17 protein-coding genes, 1 tRNA gene and 1 other RNA gene are annotated in these 19,855 nt (G+C 67.3%); 10 read left to right on the top strand and 9 right to left on the bottom strand.

Going from position 1 to position 19,855, the window contains the following annotated elements:
- Position 1 precedes the first annotated feature (1 nt).
- The 4 genes from AC1D0A_RS13585 to AC1D0A_RS13570 all read right to left on the bottom strand — a co-directional run bounded on the left by AC1D0A_RS13585 (position 2) and on the right by AC1D0A_RS13570 (position 4,744).
- Positions 2–943, bottom strand: a complete 942-nt coding sequence (locus tag AC1D0A_RS13585; RefSeq protein ID WP_243181460.1) for a phosphodiesterase — start codon at positions 941–943, stop codon at positions 2–4.
- A gap of 243 nt (positions 944–1,186) precedes the next feature.
- Entirely contained in the window at positions 1,187–2,398 is a 1,212-nt protein-coding gene (fdhA, locus tag AC1D0A_RS13580) for a formaldehyde dehydrogenase, glutathione-independent (RefSeq protein ID WP_028278013.1), read from the bottom strand.
- 220 nt (positions 2,399–2,618) lie between these two features.
- A complete protein-coding gene (locus tag AC1D0A_RS13575) occupies positions 2,619–3,104 on the bottom strand; it encodes a glutathione peroxidase (protein WP_028278012.1) in 486 nt (161 codons plus the stop codon).
- 137 nt (positions 3,105–3,241) lie between these two features.
- On the bottom strand, positions 3,242–4,744 hold the full coding sequence (locus AC1D0A_RS13570) for a M23 family metallopeptidase (protein WP_476946029.1): 1,503 nt from the start codon (positions 4,742–4,744) through the stop codon (positions 3,242–3,244).
- A gap of 216 nt (positions 4,745–4,960) precedes the next feature.
- On the opposite strand from AC1D0A_RS13570, the gene AC1D0A_RS13565 reads away from it, so the two are divergent.
- Entirely contained in the window at positions 4,961–5,872 is a 912-nt protein-coding gene (locus AC1D0A_RS13565; protein WP_243181458.1) for an oxygenase MpaB family protein, read from the top strand.
- Positions 5,873–6,153: 281 nt separating this feature from the next.
- Here AC1D0A_RS13565 and AC1D0A_RS13560 read toward each other — a convergent pair.
- Positions 6,154–6,238, bottom strand: a tRNA-Ser gene (locus AC1D0A_RS13560).
- 453 nt (positions 6,239–6,691) lie between these two features.
- Here AC1D0A_RS13560 and ffs point away from each other — a divergent pair.
- From ffs to AC1D0A_RS13540, 4 genes are all read left to right on the top strand, one after another.
- Positions 6,692–6,788, top strand: an RNA gene (ffs, locus tag AC1D0A_RS13555) — signal recognition particle sRNA small type.
- Between the two features lie 27 nt (positions 6,789–6,815).
- Positions 6,816–9,890: a DNA polymerase III subunit gamma and tau gene (locus tag AC1D0A_RS13550; protein ID WP_476946028.1), complete on the top strand. Its 3,075-nt coding sequence runs from the start codon at positions 6,816–6,818 to the stop codon at positions 9,888–9,890.
- Between the two features lie 50 nt (positions 9,891–9,940).
- On the top strand, positions 9,941–10,540 hold the full coding sequence (gene recR, locus AC1D0A_RS13545; protein ID WP_018774392.1) for a recombination mediator RecR: 600 nt from the start codon (positions 9,941–9,943) through the stop codon (positions 10,538–10,540).
- A 474-nt stretch (positions 10,541–11,014) separates the two neighbouring features.
- Positions 11,015–12,316 (top strand): aspartate kinase, encoded by a 1,302-nt coding sequence (locus tag AC1D0A_RS13540; RefSeq protein WP_476946027.1) that lies wholly within the window; start codon positions 11,015–11,017, stop codon positions 12,314–12,316.
- Positions 12,317–12,478: 162 nt separating this feature from the next.
- On the opposite strand, the gene AC1D0A_RS13535 is transcribed toward AC1D0A_RS13540, so the two are convergent.
- Together AC1D0A_RS13535 and AC1D0A_RS13530 are read right to left on the bottom strand one after the other, a co-directional pair.
- Positions 12,479–12,673 carry a hypothetical protein gene (locus AC1D0A_RS13535; protein WP_476946026.1) on the bottom strand — a complete coding sequence of 65 codons (195 nt, stop codon included), beginning with the start codon at positions 12,671–12,673 and terminating at the stop codon, positions 12,479–12,481.
- 143 nt (positions 12,674–12,816) lie between these two features.
- On the bottom strand, positions 12,817–13,041 hold the full coding sequence (locus AC1D0A_RS13530) for a hypothetical protein (protein ID WP_028278007.1): 225 nt from the start codon (positions 13,039–13,041) through the stop codon (positions 12,817–12,819).
- Between the two features lie 118 nt (positions 13,042–13,159).
- Here AC1D0A_RS13530 and AC1D0A_RS13525 point away from each other — a divergent pair, with 118 nt between their 5' ends.
- From AC1D0A_RS13525 to AC1D0A_RS13510, 4 genes are read left to right on the top strand one after another with little or no spacing between them, the layout of a single operon-like run.
- Positions 13,160–13,648 carry a MarR family winged helix-turn-helix transcriptional regulator gene (locus tag AC1D0A_RS13525; RefSeq protein WP_243181530.1) on the top strand — a complete coding sequence of 163 codons (489 nt, stop codon included), beginning with the start codon at positions 13,160–13,162 and terminating at the stop codon, positions 13,646–13,648.
- A gap of 27 nt (positions 13,649–13,675) precedes the next feature.
- A complete protein-coding gene (locus tag AC1D0A_RS13520; RefSeq protein WP_243181456.1) occupies positions 13,676–14,257 on the top strand; it encodes an SSI family serine proteinase inhibitor in 582 nt (193 codons plus the stop codon).
- Positions 14,226–15,206, top strand: coding sequence for a 3-methyladenine DNA glycosylase (locus tag AC1D0A_RS13515; protein ID WP_476946025.1), 981 nt, complete (start codon positions 14,226–14,228; stop codon positions 15,204–15,206). The genes AC1D0A_RS13520 and AC1D0A_RS13515 overlap by 32 nt, the downstream gene beginning before the upstream one ends.
- Positions 15,203–15,583 (top strand): serine protease inhibitor, encoded by a 381-nt coding sequence (locus AC1D0A_RS13510; protein WP_476946024.1) that lies wholly within the window; start codon positions 15,203–15,205, stop codon positions 15,581–15,583. The genes AC1D0A_RS13515 and AC1D0A_RS13510 overlap by 4 nt, the downstream gene beginning before the upstream one ends.
- 111 nt (positions 15,584–15,694) lie before the next feature.
- Here AC1D0A_RS13510 and AC1D0A_RS13505 read toward each other — a convergent pair whose 3' ends face one another.
- Together AC1D0A_RS13505 and AC1D0A_RS13500 are read right to left on the bottom strand one after the other, a co-directional pair.
- The gene (locus AC1D0A_RS13505) at positions 15,695–18,811 is read right to left on the bottom strand and encodes a S8 family serine peptidase (protein ID WP_476946023.1); all 3,117 of its coding nucleotides are present in this window, start codon (positions 18,809–18,811) and stop codon (positions 15,695–15,697) included.
- A gap of 330 nt (positions 18,812–19,141) precedes the next feature.
- On the bottom strand, positions 19,142–19,327 hold the full coding sequence (locus AC1D0A_RS13500) for a hypothetical protein (protein WP_028278002.1): 186 nt from the start codon (positions 19,325–19,327) through the stop codon (positions 19,142–19,144).
- A 275-nt stretch (positions 19,328–19,602) separates the two neighbouring features.
- Here AC1D0A_RS13500 and purS point away from each other — a divergent pair, with 275 nt between their 5' ends.
- Positions 19,603–19,854, top strand: coding sequence for a phosphoribosylformylglycinamidine synthase subunit PurS (gene purS / locus AC1D0A_RS13495; protein WP_018776110.1), 252 nt, complete (start codon positions 19,603–19,605; stop codon positions 19,852–19,854).
- The last annotated feature ends 1 nt before the right edge of the window (position 19,855 follow it).

Raw genomic sequence — 19,855 nt, 5'->3', positions numbered from 1 at the left:
ATCAGTTCAGGGTGGTGTACCTGCGGTTCGCCGGCGTCCGGGACGGGGCCTCGAGCTTGGCCTTCTCAGGGACATGGATCCCTGCGGCCGCGAGCCGGCGCTGGACTTCCTCCGGGGAGACCAGCTCCCCCACCGCCGGCGAGTCGCCGAGCAGCACCACGGAGTGCACGATCGTGTGTTCGTAGACGTGGACCAGGTTGAACGCCTGCCCTCCGTCGCGGCCTCGGGTGCCGCCGACCGGAACGTTCAGATCCTGCGTGTAGCAGGTGGCCGAAGCCACGGACACAGGGATGCCCGCGAACGTTGCGGTGGTCGAGTAGTGCAGGTGGCCGCCCAGGATGGCGCGGACATCGGAGTTGCGCAGGACGCCGGCAAGCGCCGGCTGGCCCCGGAGCTCCACGAGCACGGCAAGGTCCAGCACGGACGGTACCGGCGGGTGGTGCAGGGCAAGGATGGTCCCGTCCGGGGCCGGGGTGGCCAGTTCAGCAGCGAGCCAGTCCAGCTGGTCGTGGCTCAATTCACCGTGGTGGAAGCCGGGCACGGAGGTGTCCAAAGTGATGATGCGCAGCCCGTTGACGAAGTAGCTGTGGTCCACGGGCGCGTCATTGTCGGCCTGGTCCAGGAGCCCGGCCCGGAAATTGGCCCGGTTGTCGTGGTTGCCCATCGCCCAGATGACCTTGGCCCCCAAGGCCTCGCACGCCGGGTCCACGATGGCGCGGAGCTTGGCATACGCCTCGGGTTCGCCCAGGTCAGCCAGGTCGCCCGTGAAGATTACGGCTTCGGGGCGGGCTCCGGAGGCGTGGACCTCCTCGAAGAGTTGCCTGAGCAGGGCTTCGCTGTCCACGACGCCGTGCAGGGGTTGCGGACCCCCCAGCAGGTGGGGGTCGCTCAGGTGAAGTAGGAAATGACGTGGCCGGGGGTGTTCGGCCTCGATGCGCTCCATTGCTGCCTTCTTGGTTGGGTGGAAGCGGTGCTTCCAGGGTCCCTCTCAGTAAGAACTATCCAACCAGACATTGGGCAAACAATGTAAAAACTGGGACAGGCATATTGGAAAAATGGGCGTTAACAGGTGGCGTGCCCTCACATGCCCTTTCCGGCATATACGGGGCGGGGAGGCCCGGCGGCACTCCCGAAACCCCGGGGCTTCGGGGCGGGACGGACAGTGCCGCCGGGTTTACGGTTTCCGCTAGCTCAGGTAGCCGTTCGGGTTAAGCACGAACTTCGTCGCCGCGCCGGCGTCGAATTCCGCGTAGCCCTTCGGCGCGTCCTCCAGGGTAATCGCCTTCGCGTTGACGTTCTTGGCGATATGCACCCTGTCATGCAGGATCGCCATCATCAGCTGCCGGTTGTACTTCATGACCGGACACTGTCCCGTGGTGAAGCTGAGCGACTTTGCCCAACCCGTTCCGAGGCTGAGTGAGAGCGAACCTTTCTTCGCGGCCTCGTCCACGCCACCCGGGTCCCCGGTGACGTAGAGCCCGGGGATGCCCAGGGCACCGCCGGCGGCCGTTACCTCCATCAGCGAGTTCAGGACGGTGGCGGGGGCCTCGTGGGCTCCGGCCCCGTGCCCCTTGGCCTCAAATCCCACGGCATCCACGCCGCAATCGACTTCCGGGACGCCCAGGAGTTGCTCGATCTGTTCGGCCGGGCCGCCCTTACTCAGGTCGATGGTCTCGCAGCCGAAGCTGCGCGCCTGCGCCAGGCGGTCCGCGTTCATGTCACCCACAATCACGACGGCGGCACCCAGGAGCTGGGCACTGGTCGCCGCGGCCAGGCCCACGGGCCCTGCGCCTGCCACGTAGACGGTGGACCCGACGCCGACGCCTGCGGTGACCGCACCATGGAATCCGGTCGGGAAGATGTCCGAGAGCATCGTCAGGTCCATCATCTTTTCGAGGGCCTGGTCTTTGTCCGGGAACTTCAACAGGTTCCAATCGGCATACGGCACCAGGACGTAGTTGGCCTGGCCGCCTACCCAGCCGCCCATGTCCACATAGCCGTAGGCGCTGCCCGGCCGGTCGGGGTTGACGTTCAGGCAGATGCCGGTCTTGCGCTCCTTGCAGTTCCGGCAGCGCCCGCAGGCGATATTGAAGGGGACGGAACAGATGTCCCCCACTTTGATGAATTCAACATCCGGGCCCACTTCGACCACCTCGCCGGTGATCTCGTGGCCGAGCACCAGGTCGGCGGGTGCCGTGGTGCGCCCCCGGACCATGTGCTGGTCCGAGCCGCAAATATTCGTGGCCACGGTTTTGAGGATTACGCCGTGGCGCACCTGCCGGCCCACGTTGGCGGGGTTGACCCCCGGGCCGTCCTTGAGTTCGAAGGTGGGGTAGTCAATGTCGATCAGTTCGACCTTGCCAGGCCCCTTGTAGGCAACGGCTTTGTTCCCTGTCATCTATTTCCTCCTGCTTTCACGGGCCCCGTGGTGGGCGCCCTGGTGTGATTCACGAAGTTCTTTGATGCGCCCTCCACAGGAACACCCGGCCACACTGCCGACGGCTGCCAGAGTTGCTTGCGCCGCGGGGAAGTCCGGAATGTTGGAGGGTCCGGCCAGTCTAGGCGCTAAGCATGCTTAGGGATAGGGCTGAGTTCCTCTGGACCCCGGGCCGGTCGGGTCAGTCGAGGGCGGACTGAACGGCTTCGATGATCTCCGGCGCGTCAGGCTCAACGGTGGGCGCAAAGCGGGCGATGACTTCGCCGTCGCGGTTCACGAGGAACTTCTCGAAGTTCCACTTCACGAGGCCGGGCAGGATGCCGGTCTTGAATTTGGTGAGCTCGGCGTAGAGCGGGTGCTGGTTCTTTCCCCGGACGTTGGCCTTGACCGTCAGCGGGAAGGTCACCCCGAAATTGCGCTGGCAGAACTCGGCAATCTCGGCCTCGCCGCCGGGCTCCTGCCCGGCGAACTGGTTGCAGGGCACGCCCAGGACCTGGAAGCCCTGGCCCCGGAACTTGTTGTGCAGCGCCTCGAGTCCAGCGTACTGGGGCGTGAAACCGCACTGGGACGCCACGTTGACCACCAGAACCACCTCGCCCTTGAATCGGCCAAAATCGGTCTCGGTCCCGTCGATGAGGGTCAGGGGAATGGAGTGCAGAGCTGTCATGGGGCGCGTCCTTGCGTTGTCGATGGTCCGGAGCAGGGAATCTGAACTGGTCACTCCATTATTCGGCACCGGGGGCTGCGGGTATGGGTGTGCCTCCCGGACATGACGCCGGAACAATGCCATGGGGCGCGGCGGGGCTAGCCGCCGGGCGTCGCTGAAGGCGTCGCTGAGGGTTCTGTTGTCACTGCCGTCGTGGCCGACTGCGTGGCCGCCCGTGGCTTCGGCGTATCGGCCGGCGCGGTGATTGGGTCCGGCTCCACAGTGAGCGGGGCCGGCACGGGGGTGGCCGTCTTGGCGGCAGCCTCCGTCGCGGTTGCGGAGGACGGCGCAGGCGCGGAGGACGGCGGTGCCACCGGCGGCGGGACCGATACCGGTGCTGATGGCTTGGCGGAGGCTGTTCCCGTCTGGGTTGGCGCCGGCGTCGGGGTGGGGGTCGCCGTCGGCGTCGGGGTGGGGGTCGCCGACGGGGTCGGGGTCGCAGTTGCCGACGGGGTCGGGGTGGGCGCGGCAGGCGTGGTCGTCGTGGCAGTCCCAGTCGGCGTCGGGGTCGCGGAGGCAGTGCCGGTCGGCGTCGGCGTCGGCGTCGCGGAGGCAGTGCCCGTGGGCGACGGCTTAGAGGTGACGGAAGGCGTTGGGGAGGGTTTGTCGGCGGCGGCTTCAGTAGCCGCAGGCGAGGCACTCGCCGACGGCTTGGCGGCCACCGCGGCAGGCTGCTCCTGAACGCCGCCGGCCACCACATGGGTCAGGTCTTCCCGGACAGGAATCGCCCAGCCAATCCCCGCATTGGTTGCCTTACCGGCGTCGGGTGCGTAACTGGTCATGTCGATCGGGCCGAGTTGATCCACCTGCTTGATGGGCAGAAATGTCCAATCGCGCGGATCAGTGTGGGAGCCGTTGAGGATGGTTTCGAAGTGAAGGTGGCAGCCGGTGGAGGATCCGGTGGTACCAACCCGGGCAATAATTTCCCCCACCCGCACGGAGTCGCCCTTCTTGACCGCGATCGCCTCCAGATGGTTGTACGTGGTGATGAGACCGTTGCCGTGGTCGATTTCCACCCGGTTTCCGCCGCCCCACGGGTGCCACCCGACGGCCCGCACCACACCGGCGTCGGCGGAGTAGACCCGGGTGCCGCAGGGGGCCGCGAAGTCCTGGCCCCAGTGGAATTCGCCCGCGAATCCCGTCAGGGGGCTGGTGCGCAGCCCGAACGGGGACGAGGGCACCAGTGATTCCAGCGGGGCCATGAGGAAACCCGGTGCGGGCCGGTGCAGGGCCGCCGAGGCCACATTGAGCTCGCCACGCACCCCTGCCCGGGTGGCCGTGTCCACCGTGCTCCGGCTGAAGGCCACGAGCGCCTGGGCATCGGCGGTGACAGCGCCGGTGCCGGGAGTCCCCGCGGGCGCGGTCGCGGCGGAGTGGGCCAGCGGGTCCAGGGCTTCCGGTCCCACGTCGCCGGAGGGAGGCATGGCGGCCGTCGGGACGGCGGTGGGCGCGCCGTAGGTCGCAAAGGCGCTCAGTCCCTGAAAGCCGCTGAATGCCAGCACGGCCAGGGACAGGCACAGGCCTCCGGACACGCAGCGCACGGCAATGGTCCGTGCCCTCGCTGACTGCTCACTCGATGAGTTTCCCCAGTGTTTTCCCACGAAATGACTCCCGCTATATGTCCGCCAGACCCCAATCTTCACGGACTTACCTCCCTATGTGACCACAGACGGCCGGGTCTGTGAACCGTCAGCGCGCTCCTTTTGCGGGACCAATCGGAGATCCGCGGATGTCCCCAGTAGCTTGCCGGCGGCGCCCCAGTAGTTCTCCGCACAATTGCAGGTGCCGCACGCCGCCGGGACGGGTAAGAATGAAGGATGCGAAATGTCCTCAGGGAATGGCAGGCGGAACTCAAACAGACGTTCACGGGGACGCGCGATTCGGTGCCCGAGTGGGTGCCGGGCCTGGCCGAGGGGGACGACGCCGGGTACCACTTGCCCGGCTCGGCCGTCTGGGCCGTGCACGGGGACATGCCAACCATCGTGGCGGGAATCCGGGCACTGCTGATGCAGGCGCTCCATCCCGGCGCGTTGGCCGGAGTCCACGATCACTCCCGTTTCCGCGAAGACCCGCTGGGCCGGCTGGCTGGCACGATCCGCTGGATCTTCACCGTGACGTATGGCTCCACGGATACGGCGAAGGCGGCATCGGACTGGGTTCTTCGGCTGCACCGGACGGTGCGGGGAGAATTTGTGGACGGCCACGGCATCAGGCGCAGTTACGCGGCCAATGATCCCGAGCTGCTCCGGTGGGTTCACATTGCCTTCACAGACGCTTTCCTCTCTGCCCACAAACTGTGGGGGCGGCCGATTCCTGGCGGACCTGATGCCTACGTCCGTGAGTGGGCCCAGGCCGGCCGGCTGATGGGCGTCGAGGCACCACCGCTGAGCGAAGCGGAAATGCGCCAGCAGTTGGACCGCTGGTACGACGACGGCGAGCTCCGCTGTGACGAACGGGTCACCGAAACGGTGGCGTTCATTCGCGACCCGCCCCTGCACCCCGCGCTCAGGCCTGGCTACCGGGTGCTGTTCGCGGCCGCCGTGGCAAGCCTCGAGCCCAAGTACCGGGAGCTTCTGGGCCTGCGGACCGCGCGGCTGGGCCCGATACCGCTGCCGGTAACCCTGGCCACCCGGGTCACGCTCGGCGTGGTGCATGTGGCCCTCGGCCGGATGGGCCCGAGCGAGCAAGCTGCCCGCGCCAGGCTGCGCCGGCTGGGCTACCGGGCCTGAGTCTGGGCCGGCGGGCGGCTGCGGTGGTTTTGCTGGTTTGTGGCGGGCCGGCTGGGGCACGGGGGCGGCTAAGGCACGGGGCGGCCCCGGGGGGCGCAGTGCGGCTGGGGCACGGGGCGGCCCGGCCTCCAAGCCGACTTGGCGGATGAATCGGTGCCGGTACTGCCGGAGGACGCAACCTTGGCCAGAACCTCACGAGAACCTCACGAGAATAGAAATGCCGGGGACACGAACGGCCCGGAGACGCAAAAAGGCCCCGGTCCGAGGACCGGGGCCAACCGCGGAGAATGGGGGATTTGAACCCCCGAGGGCGTTAACCCAACACGCGTTCCAGGCGTGCGCCATAGGCCGCTAGGCGAATTCTCCAGTTGCTTCTGAATCAAAAGCAGATACTAGAATACCTGAACTTTCCAGCTTCGCCCAATTGGGCCTCCCCGCCCCGGCCTGCGGCTCCTCCGCGGGACATGCCCCGCGGCCCACTTGAGGGCTGGACATAGCCCCAAAATGCCCACTCCTTCCCGCCAAGAATGGGCATGCCCCACACTGCCCACTCCCGGGACCGGACATGTCCCCCAGCCCGCCGGAGCGCTGGACATAATCTCGACCAGCCCACTCCTTCCCGCCAAGAATGGGCATGCCACACACTGCCCACTCCCGCCACTTGGACATGCCCAGCGGTCCGCCCGACCGCTGGACATAGTCCCACCGCGCCCACTCCTGCAGCCCACTCCTTCTCGCCAAGAATGGGCATCTCCCGTCGAGGATTAAGGGCCAAACCGGGCCAATTCGGGGCACACCCAATCGTCAGGTAAACTTGCTGACGGCCCCTCATGTGGCGTCATCCTGTTGAACTCCCCCAGGACCGGAAGGTAGCAAGGGTAAACGGGCTCTGGCGGGTGCATGAGGGGTCTTTTATGTCTGTGCCGATTGGTAGGGTTTATCTGTGACTGTTACTACCGCCCTCTACCGTCGATACCGCCCCGATTCGTTCGCGGACGTTATCGGGCAGGAGCACGTCACCGAGCCTCTCATGACGGCCCTGCGCAAGAACCGCGTCAACCACGCCTATCTCTTTTCGGGCCCCCGCGGCTGTGGCAAAACCACCTCCGCCCGCATCCTGGCCCGCTGCCTGAACTGCGCCGAGGGCCCCACGGACACCCCCTGCGGCAAGTGCCCCAGCTGCGTGGAACTCGCCCGCGGCGGCTCCGGCTCCCTGGACGTCATCGAGATCGACGCCGCCAGCCACGGCGGTGTGGACGACGCCCGCGACCTCCGGGAACGGGCCACCTACGCCCCCGTCCGGGACCGCTACAAGATCTTCATCATCGACGAAGCCCACATGGTCACGTCGGCCGGGTTCAACGCCCTGCTCAAGATCGTCGAAGAACCGCCGGAACACATCAAGTTCATCTTCGCCACCACGGAGCCGGACAAAGTCATCGGCACCATCCGTTCCCGCACGCACCACTACCCTTTCCGGCTGGTGCCGCCGGAGCCTCTCATGGCGTATCTGGAGCTGCTCTGCACCCAGGAGAACGTCCCCGTGGCGCCCGGGGTGCTCTCGCTCGTCATCCGCGCGGGCGGCGGTTCGGTCCGCGACTCCCTCTCCGTGCTCGACCAGCTCATGGCCGGCGCCGGACCAAACGGCCTGGACTACGAACTCGCGGTCGCCCTCCTGGGCTACACGCACGCCTCCCTGCTCGATGACGTCGTCGAAGCCGTCGCGGCGTCGGATGCCGCCACAGTGTTCCGCGCTGTGGACCGCGTCATCCAGACCGGGCACGATCCTAGGCGCTTCGTCGAGGACCTGCTCGAACGCTTCCGCGACCTCATCATCGTCCAGGCGATGCCCGAAAGCGCCCAGTCCATCCTCCGCGGCATGCCGGCGGACCAGATTGCCCGCCTGCAGAACCAGGCGCACAACCTCGGGGCGGCCGAGCTCTCCCGCGCCGCTGACGTCACCAATACCGCTCTCACCGACATGACCGGGGCCACCTCGCCGCGCCTGCACCTGGAACTGCTGTGCGCCCGCATCCTGCTGCCCAGCTCCGAGCAGACCGAGCGCGGCATCGCAGCCCGGATCGACCGCGTCGAGCGGCGTTTGAACTACGCCGGGAACGACGTCGGAGCCCCCCTCGCCGCCGCTCCCGCACCTGTTGCCGTTTCGCCTGCACGCACGGAGCAGGCAGCCGCGCCACAGTTGCCGGCAGCGGACGTGCCCGCCGCACCCTCGCACGCCGCGCCGGCTGCCACAACCACCGCCCCCTCCGCCCCGCGTCAGGGCGAGCAGCCGCCGGCCACAGTCTCCGCGCCCGCCAGGCAGGACGAGCCCGTCCGAGAACCGCTGACGGCGCCACGGGTCAGCACCAGCGACTGGCCTGTGGACGAATCCGCGGCGGCCAGCCGGCCCGCCCCGGCCGCAGGTCCCGCCGCCGCGCCTCCGTCCCTGCCCGCGTCAGAGACTGCCTCAGCGGCTGCCCCATCCGCCCCCGCACCGTCCGCCCCCGCGGCATCTACCCCAGCACCTTCCGTCCCTGCGCGCCCCGAGCCGGCCGAGCCCGGCAGGGCGCCTGCCGCTGCTCCCGGGTCTGCCGCCGGCCCCGGAGCCGACGTGGAGGTTTTGCGCCGCGCCTGGCCCGAAATCCTGCAAACGCTCACCAAGATCAAACGCAGCACCTGGGCACTGGTGGAACCCAACGCCCAGGTCGGCCACTTCGAGGACCACGTCCTGACCCTCGCGTTCACCACCACGGGGCTGGCGGGCGCCTTCGGCCGGGCCGACCACGCCGAGAACCTCCGGCAGGCGATCCACAAGACCATCGGCATCGATTGCCAGATCCGGGCCGTGGCCGGCAGCAGCAACAGCCCAGCGAGCTCTGAGCCAAACCCAAAAGCGCCGCCGGCTAGCCCGGAGACCCCGGCATCGTCCGCAAGCCAGGCGACATCGGCCGACGTCGCCTGGGGCCTGAGCCCGGCTCCCCAGCAGGCCCCATCTCCGGCCAACGATGCCGCTGAAGCCGTCCCCTCGCGGGTGGCCGCGGCGCACGTTCCCGCCGCCTCAATGCCTTCGACGCAACCCACTCCGGCCCCCGCGGCCCAGGCTCAGGTCCGCGCAGCCGAGCCGGCAGCGGAACCGCAGGCGCCTGCCCCAGCGATCCAATCTCAGGTCAGCGCAGCCGAGCCAGCAGCCGGCTCGGATGGCCCTTCGGAGCCTTCCGGGTCCTACGCCGATGACGACTGGGGACCGCCCCGGGACGAGGACGCCCCTCCGCTGGACGAGGAACCACCCCTGGATTGGGACCCCTCGCCCGTAGCCACGCTGCGCCGCCCCGAGCCCGCGGCTGTCGCTACCGCTCCGGCCCGCAAGTCCCCTGCCGCGCCGGCATCCAAAACCGCCGGTTCCCCGGCCGGGACACCGGGCGCAGACCCGGACGCGTCGGATGACGCGTGGGCCCGCGCCGTCGAGCAGTCACCCGGCGTCTGGACGGTCGGCACAGATTCGAACCTCGGCCGGTACACGAGCCCGGATGTCGAGCCCGCTGCGTCCGAGCCCGAGCCGAAGCCTGTGCACTACGAGCCGGCGGCGGCACAGATCCCGGAGTACGCGGGTGTCGTGTCCGCGCCGTCCGGACTGGCCTCGGACCACCAGGCCCGGGCCGAAGCGGCTCCGGCGCCGGCGGTTGCGGAGTCTGTTGCGCCGCGTGTGGCCGCCGCTGCCGTAGCTGCCGTCGCGGAGGCTGTTGCGGTCACTGCCGTTCCCGACGCTGCCGCTCCGGCAGGCCGGCAAAGCCTGTACCAGCGGCTGTCGAACAGTCCCGAGGCCGAGGCCGGGCGGGCGAAGGCCCCCGCCCGAGCCGCCGCCGCGACCACCGTCTACGTACAGGACATCCCCAGCGCCGACGACGAAACGATCGAGGAATCGGGCGTCTTCGGCCGGGCCGCCGTCGAGCGTATTCTGGGCGGGAAACTGGTGGAAGAGCGCTCCCTGGATGGAAGCCCGCTGCCGCCCCGCTTCTAGCAGACCCCTGCCGGCTGGCCCCGGCCCCACTCCAAACGAACGAGGACATTGTGTACGAAGGCGCAGTTCAAGAGCTGATCGACGAGCTCGGACGCCTTCCCGGAGTGGGGCCCAAGTCAGCCCAGCGGCTGGCCTTCCACATCCTCGAGGCCGATCCGCAGGACATGAAGCGGCTTGTCGATGCCATCACCACCGTGAAGGAACGGGTCAAGTTCTGCACGGTTTGCGGGAACGTGACCGAGCAGGAACTGTGCAACATCTGCCGCGACCCGCGCCGGGACCCCACGGTTATCTGCGTCGTCGAAGAATCCAAGGACGTCCTGGCGGTGGAACGCACGCGGTCCTTCCGCGGCAGGTACCACGTGCTGGGCGGCGCGATTAATCCGATCGCCGGGATCGGCCCGGAACAGCTCCGGATCCGTGAGCTGCTGACCCGGCTCAACGACGGCGCCATCCAGGAAATCATCATCGCCACCGACCCCAACCTCGAGGGCGAGGCCACGGCGACGTATCTGGCCCGGATGCTCAAGTCGATTGGCATCGCCGTCACCCGGCTGGCGTCCGGCCTGCCCGTGGGCGGGGACCTGGAATACGCCGACGAAGTCACGCTCGGCAGGGCCTTCGAGGGCCGCCGCAACGCCCTGAGCTGACGCACTAGTGGCCGCCGCGGCAGCGACACCCCGGCCCACCATCCGGCCCGGCGGACATGTCCAGCGCCCACGCCCGGAAATGGACACAATGCCCTCACGCCCACTCCAGCCCGCCAAGAATGAGCATGTCCCACGGCAGCACTGAGCATGCCCGCACCTGGCCCACCATCCGGCCCGGCGGACATGTCCAGCGCCCACGCCCAGGAATGGACACAATGCCCTCATGCCCACTCCAGGCCACCAAGAATGAGCATGTCCCGCGGAAGCACTGAGCATGTCCACGGAACGGGAGACCATGTCCACTCCCGGCCCGCAGCACTGGGCATGTCCGGTGGAGACAAACCCGGGGTGTCTGCCATTCGGTCACAATTCAACGGCGCGGGCGGCACGGCGATAAACTGGGGTAAGAAGTTACGCCGTCGCGCCGTTTGGTTGCCTGGCCCAGAACCCCGATGATCCAGTGAGGGTGCGCGAATGAGTTTGCCCACTACCGAAGTCCAGCCCGGATCGCAGACGTTGCCCGTCTCGGCCGCCGCCACCAAGCACCTTGTCGTGAAGAAATTTGGCGGTTCCTCGGTGGCTGACGCAGAAGGCATCAAGCGCGTCGCCCGGCGGGTCGTGGACGCCCAAAACGCCGGCGACGAGGTCGTCGTGGTGGTTTCCGCCATGGGCGACACCACCGATGAGCTCCTTGACCTCGCCGGCCAGGTCACCGATTCCGCGCCCGCCCGCGAGATGGACATGCTACTCTCCGCCGGCGAACGAATCTCCATGGCGCTGCTGGCCATGGCCATCAACAAGTTCGGCGCCTCGGCCCAGTCCTTCACCGGGTCCCAGGCCGGCATGATCACCGACGGCATCCACGGCAAGGCCCGGATCATCGACGTTGACCCGCACCGCATCCGCACCGCCCTGGACAAGGGGCACATCGCGATCGTGGCCGGGTTCCAGGGTATGAGCCACACGACGAACGAGATCACGACGCTCGGGCGCGGCGGGTCGGACACGACGGCTGTGGCCCTCGCCGCGGCGCTCGACGCCGATGTCTGCGAGATCTTCACCGACGTCGACGGCGTCTACACGGCCGATCCGCGGGTGGTCGCCTCGGCCCGGAAGATCGACCGCATCTCCAGCGAGGAAATGCTGGAACTGGCCGCGTCCGGCGCTAAGATTCTGCACCTGCGCTGTGTTGAATACGCCCGCCGCTTTGGGGTACCCCTGCACGTCCGTTCCTCATTCAGCCAGAACGAAGGCACCTGGGTTCTGCCCGGCGCCGACGACAAGATCACGACTCAAGAGGGAGTTGCCTTGGAGCAGCCAATCATCTCCGGTGTGGCACACGATCGGTCCGAAGCCAAGGTCACGGTTGTCGGTGTACCTGACATCCCCGGCAAGGCAGCGGCGATCTTCCAGGTCATCGCGGACGCCCACTCGAACATCGACATGATCGTCCAGAACGTCTCCACCCACGGTACGGGCCGGACCGATATCTCCTTCACGCTCCCGATCGTCGAGGGCGCCGAGGCCCTGGCCGCCCTGCACGCCGCGCAGGACCGGATCGGCTTTGAGAGCATCGAATATAACGAGAAGATCGGCAAGCTTTCGCTGATCGGCGCCGGCATGCGCTCGCACCCGGGTGTGTCCGCCCGCTTCTTCGCGGCCCTCTCCGAGGCCGGCATCAACATCAACATGATCTCCACCTCGGAGATCCGGATCTCCGTGGTGACCCACGCGGATCTGCTCGACGACGCCGTCCGCGCCATCCACAGGGCGTGAGCGGCASSTGCCGCTCCCTTCCCCGTCTCCGCCCGTCGTCGGCCGCTTCCCCACAGCTCCGGCCGCATTCCCACGTTTCCGGCCGCGTACCACGCGGCCGCCCAGGATGCCCCCGGCATCCGGGGTCCCCCGGAACCGTCGGAACCGGCGAAGCGGGCCTCGTCAGACCTCTTCTTTCCCGAGATCCGTTTTCCGGACAGCGTAGTGGTGTCCGCGGTCGTCCGTCTCGACTTCGAAACCTGCCAGGTCGTCTTCCGAGGCGTGCTCGAAGTCGTCGTGCTTGTGAACTACAGGCGCCGCGGTGTCGCCTCGATTTGCGGGCCCGAACAGCAGCCTCAGCTTGTCGGTCTTTTCCATGAAAGCTCTGACAGCACGTGTCACTAGTCCCACCCCCTTTCCTCGTCCCGGATGGTTCAGGATGCTGCACAGCGGTGTGTCAGTGCCCTCATTTTACGCCCGGCAGCGGGAAATGGCCCGGGTGGGGTGGCGCTAAAAGGGACCTAGCGCAGGGATTTGTCGTCAGGGTTTCGAGGCACCACATAAGTGCTGCCGTCGGGCCGGTGCAAGGTCTCCCACTGTTCAGTTTCAGCCTGCCGCGCCGCCAGCAGCCGCCTGTTCTGGTCGGTCATCTCGTGGCCGAGTGAACTGCGGTTGGCCGGCCCGAACACGGCCCGGAACTTCCCGGTGGCCCGCATGAACCGCTCGACGGCATTTTCCTTGGCCATGGCTATCCTTTCGTGGGAGCAAGACAATGCTCCCAGTGTACGCTAATCATTAGTGCACTAATCATTCGAAGGAGTCGGTGTGACCGAAGGAACCCCAGCAATCCAGGACAGGCACGTCATGCCGGGAGCGCATGGAGCCCAGGACTCCCAGGCAGCACAGGACGACCTCCTGCTGGAACAGCAGCTCTGCTTCGCCCTGACGGTGGCCTCCCGAAGCGTCGTGGGCGCTTACAAGCCCGTCCTCGACAGGCTCGGCCTGACCCACCCGCAGTACCTCGTCATGTTGTGCCTGTGGGAAGCGAGCCCGCGGTCGGTCCGCGACATCAGCGACGCCCTGGCCCAGGAGCCGGCAACCATCTCGCCGCTGCTGCGCCGGCTCGAGACGGCAGGCTTCATCACCCGCCAGCGGATGGAAGGCAACGAGCGCACCCTGGATGTCCGGCTGACGCCGCGCGGGGCCGCCCTTCGGGAGCAGGCCACAGAAGTCCCGGGCATTATGATGGCCCGGCTGGGCCTGACGCGTGAACAGGTCGGCCAGCTGCACGCCACCATGATGGACCTGATCGCCGCCACACGGCCCGGCCCGGACGACGTGCCCCGGCGGTAGACTGGGCAAAACAGAGGAGGACTGCTGATGCGCACGCAATCGGGCCGCCCGGCACTTGTCCTGGCGGCCGTCCTGATGGCCGTGGCCGGATTGGCCGCCTGCACGCCGAATGGCGGGCCCACACCTTCCCCCTCCCCCAGCACGACGTCGGGCACCCCCTCCAGCCCGTCACCCACAGCGCCGTCGGGCTCGCCGTCGCCGGAGACGGAGACGACGTCACCGGCCCCGTCGCCCTCCGCGGTCCCGCTGCCGTCCGGACCGGGCAAGGGCAACGCCGAACTCGCCATCATGGTCAAGCCGAACGAAACCGGCACCGCGGCCAACTTCACGCTGGTCTGCCAAAACGGGGTTCCTGCGGCCGAAAGCCAGCACCCCAACGCCGCCGCCGCATGCATCGCCATCAAGAACAACCCGGCCATCCTCAGCCCCGCCCCGCCCGCCAAGAACCAGACCTGCACCCAGCAGTACGGCGGCCCGCAGGTGGCCACCGTCACCGGCGTCGTGGATGGCAGGGCGGTTCAGGCGAGCTTCAGCCTGACAAACGGCTGTGAAATCGCCGCCTGGAACGCCGCCAAAGATGTTCTGGGCTCATCCGGCGGGGCGAGCTAAGCCCTTGCACCTCCAGCAGGAAGAGTGGCTGCCGCGCCAGGCGGCCCACGTCCAACGTGTCCGCCGCTACGCGGACCCCTACCTTGAGCGGCGCTCCGCCGGCCGGAAGCACCCGGTGGAGGACTTCCTCTTCACCTACTACACCCAGAAGCCCGGACAGCTGCTGCGCTGGCACCCGGGCGCCGGCGTCGTGCTCTCCGGCCCCGAGGCTGAGGCGCGGACCGGGTGGAAGTATTACCGCGCGGCCGACGCCGCAGAACTCGCGGCCGCCGGGCTGCCGGCGGAGTCGCCGGCTGTGACGGTCGACGCCGACGCCTTCCTGAGGGAGCGCCGGGAGGCACTGCAGTTCGCAGGGGTCATCCTGGCCGGGACTGCCGCGCGGCCGGCCCAGTTCGGCTGCTTCGGGCTGCACGAGTGGGCAATGGTCTACCGGCAGGACAAGTTCGATCTCCGGCACGAGTACCTGCAGCTGCGGCTGGGGTCCGGGCGCACCGACGAGGTGGTGGAGGAGAACCGGATCCGGTGCTCGCACTTCGACGCCTTCCGCTTCTACACCCCGGACGCCGTTCCGCTGAACAGTATGGTTCCCAGCCGGGAGAACCAGCGCGCCATGGAGCAGCCGGGTTGCCTGCACGCCAACATGGACCTTTACAAGTGGGCCTACAAGCTGTCCCCGTTGCTGCCCAGCGAGCTCGTCGTGGACTGTTTCGAACTATCGTGGCGGATCCGGGCCATGGACATGCGGGCGTCGCCGTACGACTTGCAAGAGTGGGGTTATCCCGCCATCAGGATCGAAACGCCCGAGGGCAAAGCGGCGTATGTTGAGCACCAGCGGGCTTTTTCAGCCGAATCACAAGTACTGCGGCAGCGGCTGTTGCAGGAGCTCGCTCCCCTGTTCCAGTCGATTGGTTCCGGCCCTGCCCCCGAACGCACGGAAGGACAGCAATGACCGCCACTCACGAGCGTCACAGCCACCACGACATCGATCTCACCGTCCGGCTGACGGAGGCCCCGGAAGCGCCGGAGTACACCTTCCGCCTGGCGGCCGACGGCGGCAGCGTCGCCCCCGCGTCCACGCTGCCGGATTCGGCGGCCGCCCTCGCGGCGGTTACGCAGCACGGCGAGGACATCTTCTTTCCCAAGCCGGGACCGCCGAAGATGTGCACGCAGCAGTACGGGGGTCCGCAGGTCGCCGTGGTGACCGGCTGGTTCCTGGGCCGGGAAGTCCACAGCACGTTCAGCCGCACCGATGGCTGCGAGATCGCCCGCTGGCGTGCCATGGCGCCGCTGCTGGGCGGGGTTGCAGGCTCCACCGGCGCAATCTGAGCCACGCGGAACCTCGCAGGCGTCACGAGACAGCAATGGCCGGCGGTGCGAACCGCCGGCCATTGCCTCTGCTATCGGGTTGAGCCGCGCCTAGATGGCGTTGTTGGGGGCTCAAGCTCCGGGTGCTGGAACTTGGACTGCGCGGCCGCGTTCCGAGGTCGGCGCCACCGAGGCAGCTCCTGCAGCGTTCACGACGACGGTGACGAACGTCGGCTCGCTGGCACCGGCAAAGGTGATCCGTCCAATGTAGGAGCCGGGCTTCAGGCCGGTCCAGTTCAGCGTGATCTTGCCTGTTTCACCGTTCGGCAGCACCAGAGGGTTCGGCGTGATGGTCGCATTGTTCTCGTTGGCACCGAGAACCGCGGCATCAACGCTTGCCTTCGTGGCCTTGCCGCCCGGGCTGGAGTACAGGTTCGCGTAGATCGTGTACGAGCCTGCAACGGGATCAGCAATCGAGAGCGTCTCGCTGGACGACGACGTCGCCACCTGCTCGACGCCCTGTGGCGTGACCACCCACATGTCGAAGTCCGAGGCCGGGTCAGAGGAGATGACCGAGAACTTGGCCAGCGGAGCACCCGCCGGGACGTTCACAGTCTTGACGAACGTCGAGGCATCGGCACGGCCCGCGAACGGGCCGGGAACCAGTTCCACGGCAGAAGAATCCGCCTTGGACAGGCCGTCCAGCGTCATGTTGACGGGCGAGTTGGTGCCCGACACAACGCTGATGTCGCCCGAGCCCGTGCCGGATTCGGTGCTAAGGAAGACATCCTTCGCGGCGACGACAGACTGCGGCCGGACTGCGATCGGCGAGGTGACGGTCTTGCCTGCACCCTCCCAGCTCAGTGAGCCCATGGCGAACTTGCCCAGGGCAGCGCTCTTGTTCTCAAAGCTGACCTTGACGGTCTTCTTCTCGCCAGCGGCCTTGAAGTTCAGGGCCGCCGGAGCCACATTGACCTGAATTCCGGGCACATTGGCTTTGACTTTGTAGACGCCCGGAGTCAGAGCGGTCAGGGTCCGGGTCACGGTGATCTTGCCGGTGAGGTTGCCCAGCGAGAAGGACGGGACGTTCATGTCCCGCGGCAGGATGCTGGACGGCAGGCCTAGGTTGATTCCCGTACCCTGTATGAATTTCCAGTAGTCCTCTTCGTTGGCGTCGTAGGCAAGACCCGGATCGACCATGCGTGCCGGATCCACCTGGCCGGCACCGGTGGCGAGGACATCGGTGTTCTTGGAGCCGTCGGCGTTCACCACATTGCCTGCCGTGGTCATCATGGCGGATTTGACCATTGCAGGGGACCAGTTCGGGTTCTTGCCCAGGAGCAACGCGCCGAAACCGGCAACGTGCGGTGCCGCCATGGAGGTGCCGGACAGGAATCCGAACTTTGCACCGTCAGCGCCAATCGGCGACACACCGGCCAGGACTGCAACACCCGGCGCAGTGACGTCCGGCTTCAGCAGGTCCGAGTCGGTGGCCAGCAGCGGGCCCCGGGAGGAGAAGCCGGCAATCTGCGGCTGCGCCTCCAGCGGCAGTCCGGTCGTGTCCTTGTTAACAAGGGACACCTTGATGTCCGGGGCGGCGGTTACCTTGGCCTTGATGGCCGCGGTGGCCGGCGGGTTCACGTGGACGGTCGGGACGGCGTGCTGATCGGTGTCCAGCGAGGAATTGCTCAGGTTCACCAGGATCATGCCGACGCCGCCACCACGGGCAACCTCGGCGCTCTTGGCGACGCGGTCGACAACGCCGCGGTCGCAGACGACGACCTTGCCGGCGACCTTCGCCGGGTCCAGGGTGCCGGGCCCGCACAGTGCGGGGTTCGACGGCGGGGTCGCCGCGGCAGCGTTGGCAGCCAGCACCACGCCGGCGTCCTTGACTTCCTTGTTCATGATGCTGGCGCCGCGGAACTTGGTTCCGTCTGCGAATTCAACAGTGCCCTGAAGCTCCTGGGAGAAGCTGCTGGCCGCAACCGTGGTGACCCAGGGGCCGCCGTGGTTGACGGTGCTCGCCGTCGGACCGGAGTTTCCGGCCGATGCTGCGACGAAGATGCCTGCGGAGGCAGCGTTCAGGAAGGCAATCGAGACCGGGTCGATAACTGAAGTCGCAGAACCGGAGATCGAGTAGTTCAGTACGTCGACGCCGTCCTTGATGGCCTGTTCGACGGCGGCAACGGACGAGGAGCTGTAGCAGCCGCCCGTGTTGGGGTCGGTGTCTTCCCAGCAGACCTTGTAAACGGAGAGCTTGGCGGCCGGCGCGATGCCGCTGGTCAGGCCGAAGCTGCGCCCGTCGACGAAGGTCTCGACGTTGGCGTTGCCCGCCGAGGTGCTGGCCGTGTGGGTGCCGTGGCTGGCGACATCGACCGGGGACAGCAGTTCTTCCGGAGCACGCTCGGCCGGGGGCACGAACTGCAGGAAGTCCTCGGCGAAGTAGTGAGCGCTCAGGACCTTGGAGTTACAGGCAGAACCGTCGAAGTCCTGGCCCTTCTGGCACTCACCGATAAAAGTGTCGCCGTCGGACTTGAGCATTGCGATCTTGCCGTCCGCCGTCCTGTACGGCACACCGACGACAGGCTGGCCGACGAGGGGCTTGACCTCTTCCCCGGCGAAAAACGCACTGGACGGGGTGTATCCGGTGTCGATGACGCCGACGACGACGCCCTTGCCGGCGCCGTTCTGGCCGCCGAACTTCGTGTTCCAGGTTCCGTTGGCCCCGCTGAGCTTCAGGAAATCGGTGCTGGAGTAGTCCGGAGCGTTTTCCGTGTCAGGGGCAACCGTCAGCACGCCGGGGTCCTTGGCCAGTTTGATGGCCTGATCCGCGGTGAGGTGTGCGCTGAATCCGTTGAGGGCGGCGGTGAACTGCCGATTGATCTTGACGCCCTGCTTGCCGGCCACCTGGGCCTGCTTCTGCTGCAGGTGTGCCTGGTACTTCTTCACTTCAGCTTTGTTGGCATCCAGCTTCTTGCCGGGCGCAGGCTTGGTGGCCGGCATGCCGGCCGTCCCGCCGTCATACGTGGCTGCCGCTTTCTCGGTCAGGACAACGATGTAGCGGCCGTCCTTGTAGTTATTCGGATCAACATTCTTCTGTGCGACGCCGGCTACGGCCAGGCCTTGCCCCGGGGCCGCATTGGCGGGGGCGATCGCGATGCTGGACAGAAGAACCGGCAAGCCCAGGGTCAGTGCCGCGGCCCTCCGGAGTCCCCCGCTTCGAAGGAAGCTCTTTCCTGGTGATGTCACGAGTGTTCGAACCTTTCGTAAAGGAACGGCCCGGCTTCAAGGCCGGGCCCAACGGACTGGCGGGAACTCACCGGGCGGTCGCCCGGCCAGCCCCACGGATACCAGCCGATTCATACAGTACAGACTGAGAGCGAGATATGACATAGGTCACTGAGGGGTATTTAAAATTTGTCACGCAATACGACACAACGCGATGGGGACGTCGCTGAACTGCGTCAATTGGTACTTCCGGCCCGCGCGGCCGTACCCCTGCGGTACCTCAGCGCGGGGGGACCCGGCCCGTCATGGTCCGCGGGCCCACCGCGGGCCCAACACTGGCTTACTGGCGGCCTACTTTCGCGGAGTCCGGACCACGTCGCTGATCCATGCGCGGGTCTTCTCATCCAGGGGCCCGGCCACCTTGGTCGCCTTCGCCGCGCGGTCGGCCTTGATCTTCTGCAGGACCATCCGGCCCAGCCCGGCGAACACTGCGACGGCCACAACAGACAACACCACGGATTTCGGTTTCTCAGCCATGCGCACATCCTACTGACCCGCGGCAGCCCCGACCATAGGGCGCAGCCGCCCCCGCGACACCATTTCTCCAGCTCAAGGACCCGCCGGGGAGGCCGCGTTCACACTCCCGGCTGCGAATACGGCCGGACGCGCGGTGGCCGGTAGAATGGGCATGCAAGCTCGCGGAGCGCCCTTTCACGCTGCATTCACCAGGCAGTCCAACACACAGCGGATCGGCGTGAGACGGCACCACTCCGCTGCGCCCTTACCCAACGCTCACGCACAGGAGTTGCCGGATGCCCCGGATCGTTGTCGACGTCATGCCCAAGCCCGAGATTCTGGACCCGCAGGGGAAGGCCATCGTCGGTGCTCTGCCCCGGCTGGGCTTCACCGCTTTCAGCTCTGTCCGCCAGGGCAAGCGCTTTGAACTCACGGTCGACGGCGAGGTGACCGAGGAGATCCTGGCCCAGGCCCGCGACGCCGCGGAGACCCTGCTGTCCAACCCGGTCATCGAGGACGTCGTCAACGTCGAGGTCGTTGAGGCCTGAA

The sequence above is a fragment of the Arthrobacter sp. P1_D4 genome (genome assembly GCF_056406115.1).
The sequence above is the reverse complement of the archived record's forward strand: the minus strand, read 5'-3'. Positions and strand labels throughout refer to the sequence as shown.

Excerpts from the sequence above, each read along its gene's own strand:
- fdhA (WP_028278013.1), bottom strand. The coding sequence starts at position 2,398 with ATGACAGGGAACAAAGCCGTTGCCTACAAGGGGCCTGGCAAGGTCGAA.
- AC1D0A_RS13565 (WP_243181458.1), top strand. The coding sequence starts at position 4,961 with ATGCGAAATGTCCTCAGGGAATGGCAGGCGGAACTCAAACAGACGTTC.
- purS (WP_018776110.1), top strand. The coding sequence starts at position 19,603 with ATGCCCCGGATCGTTGTCGACGTCATGCCCAAGCCCGAGATTCTGGAC.
- AC1D0A_RS13540 (WP_476946027.1), top strand. The coding sequence starts at position 11,015 with ATGAGTTTGCCCACTACCGAAGTCCAGCCCGGATCGCAGACGTTGCCC.
- AC1D0A_RS13525 (WP_243181530.1), top strand. The coding sequence starts at position 13,160 with ATGCCGGGAGCGCATGGAGCCCAGGACTCCCAGGCAGCACAGGACGAC.
- AC1D0A_RS13535 (WP_476946026.1), bottom strand. The coding sequence starts at position 12,673 with ATGGAAAAGACCGACAAGCTGAGGCTGCTGTTCGGGCCCGCAAATCGA.
- AC1D0A_RS13585 (WP_243181460.1), bottom strand. The coding sequence starts at position 943 with ATGGAGCGCATCGAGGCCGAACACCCCCGGCCACGTCATTTCCTACTT.
- AC1D0A_RS13500 (WP_028278002.1), bottom strand. The coding sequence starts at position 19,327 with ATGGCTGAGAAACCGAAATCCGTGGTGTTGTCTGTTGTGGCCGTCGCA.
- AC1D0A_RS13520 (WP_243181456.1), top strand. The coding sequence starts at position 13,676 with ATGCGCACGCAATCGGGCCGCCCGGCACTTGTCCTGGCGGCCGTCCTG.
- AC1D0A_RS13530 (WP_028278007.1), bottom strand. The coding sequence starts at position 13,041 with ATGGCCAAGGAAAATGCCGTCGAGCGGTTCATGCGGGCCACCGGGAAG.
- AC1D0A_RS13575 (WP_028278012.1), bottom strand. The coding sequence starts at position 3,104 with ATGACAGCTCTGCACTCCATTCCCCTGACCCTCATCGACGGGACCGAG.
- AC1D0A_RS13510 (WP_476946024.1), top strand. The coding sequence starts at position 15,203 with ATGACCGCCACTCACGAGCGTCACAGCCACCACGACATCGATCTCACC.
- AC1D0A_RS13515 (WP_476946025.1), top strand. The coding sequence starts at position 14,226 with ATGTTCTGGGCTCATCCGGCGGGGCGAGCTAAGCCCTTGCACCTCCAG.